Origin of the sequence: Hyalangium sp. (assembly GCF_035629615.1) — a bacterium.
GTDB lineage: Bacteria > Myxococcota > Myxococcia > Myxococcales > Myxococcaceae > Hyalangium.
This window is the reverse complement of sequence record NZ_DASPHO010000023.1, coordinates 1-4887: the sequence shown is the minus strand read 5'-3', so window position 1 is coordinate 4887 and position 4887 is coordinate 1. Positions and strand designations below refer to the sequence as shown.

General features: G+C 68.1%; 3 protein-coding genes. All 3 read right to left on the bottom strand.

The window, feature by feature from the left end; genetic code table 11:
• Window positions 1-1098: N-acetylmuramoyl-L-alanine amidase (locus tag VD972_RS00985; protein WP_324979351.1), on the bottom strand; the 1098-nt coding region annotated here is incomplete at its 3' end.
• A 242-nt stretch (window positions 1099-1340) separates the two neighbouring features.
• Window positions 1341-4136, bottom strand: a complete 2796-nt coding sequence (locus VD972_RS00980) for a YncE family protein (RefSeq protein WP_324979350.1) — start codon at window positions 4134-4136, stop codon at window positions 1341-1343.
• A 284-nt stretch (window positions 4137-4420) separates the two neighbouring features.
• A partial coding sequence (locus tag VD972_RS00975) for a hypothetical protein (protein ID WP_324979347.1) occupies window positions 4421-4887 on the bottom strand: 467 nt, incomplete at its 5' end.

Genomic DNA, 4887 nt, shown 5'->3' with positions numbered 1-4887 from the left:
CCCCGGCGCCGACGAGCCCGAGATCGCATACGGGTTGGGCACCTGGTAGTGGCCGATGATGTGCTGCTGATCCACGGGGATGCCGTATCGCTTCGCGATGGCGCACACCAGCGAGGCCGAGGAGCGGTACATGGCCTCCGTGTACCAGTAGCTCGGGTTGTTGAGGTAGCCCTCGTGCTCGATGCCGATGGAGTTGCGGCTGTAGTAGTCGTTGCCAGCGTGCCAGGCGGCATTGGCCTCGCTCACCATCTGGGTGATGTTGCCGGTGCTGGACTGGATGACGTACTGCGTGGAGGACTGGTACGGGTTGGCCTGCGAGAACCAGTCGATGGTGCCCCAGTAGCCACCCTCGGTGGTGTGGATGAGCACGTACCGCACCGTGCCTCCTCCTCGGCCAATGATGTAGTTGTTCGGGTGCGCGGCCACCCAGTCCATGGGAGGGTACGCGCCGGGAGTCGTCACCGCCTGCTGCTCCGGGCCTGCCGCGCGCGCGAAGTCCTCCACCGCGCTGAACGCCAGCCGCTCGCCGTCCGGTGTAGTGACGTCCAGCCCCTGGCCCAGCAGGGCGGTCAGCTCCTCGGCGTAGCCCTCGGCGGCGATGGAGTCGCGGATGCCCGCCAGCGCCACGCCAGCGGCGCGGTGGTGCTCCCAACTCGGCGCCACGCCTGCGCCCGCGGCCACCTCCACGTGCGTGCGCAGCACGGCCGCCGCCGCCATCACGTTGGCCTCCAGCTCCTCGCGCACCTGGGCCTCGCTCAGCCCCGTGAGCCGGGCGCCCTCCACCACCTGCTCCGCCGTCAGGTGCATCATCCCATAGCGCGGCACATGCACGTGCCCGGCTTGCGCCTCCAGGGCCCCATGCTCCTCCGCAGGAGGGGCCTGGAAACGCCCCATGAGATAGGCATGAGCCAGGAGCACCTCTTCGCGCACGCCTTGGCGCGCGCTGGCCTGGCGGAAGGCTTCGTGACGTGCTCCCACGGGGCGCGCAGCCTTCGCCTGGGGAAAGCTCTGCACTTCGTTCGTGCGGCTGTCTCCACAGCCCACGGCCGCCACGCACACCAGGAGGACACTGCTCCACCGAAACCAGAAATGGGTCATCTGCTGTCCTTGGAAAGGAAGGAGGCATGGCGCTCTCCAAAGGCCGTGCCACCACCACGAATCCCAGAAACGGTGAACAATGTAAAACAGGAAATACCATCTACGCCCCAGGAGGGGCAAAGTCGAGGGGCCTTGTCATTGCTGGCGAGAAGTGGAGTGTGGGCCTCGACTCGAGAGCTACGCCTCCATGGGTCTCCCGCCCGGCTCGCCAGCGGCTCCACCCCCCTCCCAGAGGGCTGCCGTCAGGGCTGGCTGTGGGGGTCCGCCGGGTTGCTCCCCGCCGCCCGTTCGTCTCCGTCGAGCGCCCCGTCCAGGTCCCGATCAATGCCGATGCGCTGTCCAGAGCCCAGCGGCGCGCAGGTGTAGGTCAGCACCCCGTCGCCGGCGACAACCACTGCGCGCAGGACCGCGTCGGTGACGGGCGGTACGGCATGCCGGTCGCTCTTGAACTTCCCGCCTCCCACATAGAGGAACCCCACCTCGTGCTGGGCGAGTCGACCCTTGGCCACCAGCTCGCACTCGCCTGCCTCCGCCCGGTCCTTGAGCAGGTGGATGCGGGGCGCTGCGGCTGCCGGGTTGTGGCGCGTGAGCGTCACCTGTTGGCCCACGATGGGTGCCAGGTTGTTGTCGAACGCCAGCATGAACTGCTCCATGTCCCGCTTGGCCTGCGCGCCCTCGGGCGTGGGCGGGATGCCCACGGGGTTCAGCGGGCTGAGGTCGAACAGGCTGTTGAACCGGAACAGATCCGGGAAGGCGCCATCGTGGTTGAAGCCGAAGCCGCGGATCTGCTCTCCGAGGAAGGTGTCGGGCCCGTGCGTGTTGGTGGTGAAGCCCGCACCGAACATGCCGATCTTCTGGTACATGTTGCGCAGGTGCGGGACCTTGAAGATCTGCGTCTCCGCGTCGAAGGACGAGCGGCCGTCCGCTCCGAAGAAGCCAGCGAAGGCTCCCTCCCCGGGGTTGGCCTGCGGATCGAGCCGGTGGCAGCTCTCGCACGTGCCCGCCGGAGCCACCTGGACCCCGAAGAAGAAGTCCTGCCCCGCCTCCTGCGCCGGCGTGAGCGAGTTGTCGAGGTTGCGGATCGGGTTGGGCGGGTAGGTGATCTGCAGGATGAAGTCGGTGAACTGCTGCATCTCCGCTTCGGAGAGCTGCGCGCTCCGCCCGAGCAAGCTCACGAAGGCCGGGTTGAACTTCTTGAACGCGGCGGCCTCGTTGAAGACCCCGCTGTTCGGCTGGGCGGTGGGCTCATCGTTGCCACCGGTGCGGTCCCCGCGCCAGTGCATCGGGCCGTGGTTGGCCATGCCGCGTAGGCTCTGGGTCACCAGGGGCCCCTTCAGCGGGTGGAAGTCGGGCTCCTGGCCCAACAGGGGATCGTCGCCGAACGGAGGCAGCAGCGGGACAAAGGGGCCCGGGTTGTTCAGCACCGAGCCGTCCGGATTGCCCAAGTCCCACGCCAGGCTGTCGAAGTCGCCAAAGATGTGGCAGCTGCCGCAGGACGAGTCGCCATGGCTGGAGCTGCGCCGCGCGTCGTAGAGCAACGGCCGCCCCGCCACCACGCTGGGGGGCTCGGGGTTGTACATCGGCACGTGGGCCAGCTCGCCGCGCGTGGCGGTGTTGATGACGGAGATGGCGTTGTCGAAGCGCGTCAAGACGTACAGGCGCCCCCGGGCCTCGTCCAGCACCAGGCCGGTGGGGCCTCCGCCGCTCAGGGGGATCTGGTTGCCCGTGCCAGGCACGAAGGTGTCGGCCTCGAGCGCGGCGGTGGAGTAGACGCCCAGCTTGGAGGAGCCAAAGGCGGCCACATAGAGAGTCACGCCGTCGGAGGTGACAGCCATGCCCATGGGCTGCGCCAGGCTCTTCTCATTCTCGGCGTTGGGGAGCGGGGCGCAGCACGTGCTGTAGTCGATGTGCTTGTTGAGGTGCCGCGGGGTGACGCCTGCGGGGCTCAGCACGCTGATGCGGCTCTCGTGCAGGTGCCCCCGGAGGGTGCTGCCTCCGAAGAGGCCCGCACCCTCGAAGCGCAGCTCGTTGCGAGCCTCGGTGTTGCTCACGTACACCTTGCCGCTCACCGGGTTGACGGCCATGTTGAACAGCACGGTGCCGACGCCGGAGTAGAAGCCGGCCGGGCCCGCGAGCTGCGTCGGCGGGCTGGCGTTCGCGTCGATGACGAACACGTCCTTGTCGGGCAGGGAGAACTTCACCTCGCTGTCCCACGTGCGGTTCAGCACATCCACCCAGTGCGTGCCGTTGAACTTGACGATCAGCCCCACCTCGGGCGCGGGCACCCCCGCAGGGCTGGTGTTCGGTCCAGGCACCCCGCCTGCGGCTTCGCCTCCATCGGGCACCAGAGCGTCGTCGATCACCGTGGTGCGATTTCCGGAGTGGAACGCGGCCGCGTAGACGCGCGAGCCATCGGGTGTCACCGCGAGCGCCCGGGGGGTGTCGCTGAAGAGGGTGAGGATGGTCAGCGGGCTGCCCGTGGAAGCGGGGCTCAGCTGGGCGGCATCGAAGACCCAGACGTCGGCCCGGCCAATGCCTGGCGTGGTGAACTGCGGATCAAAGGGAACGCTCTGCCCACGATGGGCGGTGGTGATGAAGGCACGGCTCTTTCCGGGCCCAGCGAGGACGATGTCCCGCGGCTCGTCGCCCACGAGCAGCGTCCGCACGACGGTGCCCTGATGGCCGCTTGGGCTGAGCCGCACGACGCTGACGCTGTCGGACAGGTGGTTGACGACCCAGACCTCCTCGTTGCCGCGGACCGCGACGGCGACGGGCTCGAGCCCCACGGGCACCGAGGCGCGGTGACGGAGGCCCTGGCCGTTGACCTGGAAGATCTCGAGCCGGTTGTCAGGGGTATTGACGGCGAAGAGGAGCTTGCCATTCGGCGAGAGCGCAAGCGGGCGGACCTGGCCACTCTCGAAGAGCGTGAAGGACGGTGTCGCGGAGGACACCCCGCTCGCCGAAGTACAGAGGAACAACGCTGTGATGAGAGTGGCCTTCGAGATGGCTTGTTGAGCCATCCGCTTCAATGCCTTCATGGATTCCCCCCTTGGGACTGGTCGCTGCTGGCCTCATCAAAAAGACACAATCAAGGGCGGCGCGCACCTGTCCGAGAGGGCATACGCCGCGAATAAGACTGTCCTCGGGCGCCCTGACTGGCGCCGGCGCTCCAACTCGTGGGTGAGCGACACTTCCAGGCCCCGTGGCCTGGAAGGACGGAGGGAAGCCCTCGCGGATCAGGGCGCTGTTGTTCCTGCGGCGCTCGCTTGCGGGGCAGCTGCACCAGGCTGCCTCCTCAACAGGGCCCCCATCCGTCCTTCTTCTATGCCCCTCCCGTGGTGCGCAGAAACAACTGCAGCAGGCCTGTGACATGGCTGGCGGCCATCGGGATGATCCGCTCCGCCTGCTCCGCCAGCATGTGGTGGGGCACTGACTCTCGGAGCCCTCGCTTTCTCAACCAGCGGCCGAGGAGGTTGTGGGTCCGGTCCGGGGCGAATTGCTGCGTGAAGCGGGCGAGCCCCTCCACCAGCTCCGAGGGGCGCTGTGCCCGGGGAGCGCTCGGGACGCGCAGCGTGGACAGGTGCTCCGTATGGGCTTCGACGTACCACTCATAGGGGTCGCTATCGTGGGCCACGCGGTGCACGTGGACGGGGCAGGCCATGTCCGTCAGAACATGACAGGCGCGGCCCAGCTCGAGGAATGCGGAGGGAAGCTGGCCCTGGCGGTACCGGGCGACGGCCCTGGAGAAGAAGCAGTCTGCCTTCCAGCGTGCGCCGGGCCACACGAAAG

Bases quoted from the DNA above. Each gene is read 5' to 3' on its own strand.
- VD972_RS00980 (WP_324979350.1), bottom strand. From the start codon at position 4,136: ATGAAGGCATTGAAGCGGATGGCTCAACAAGCCATCTCGAAGGCCACT.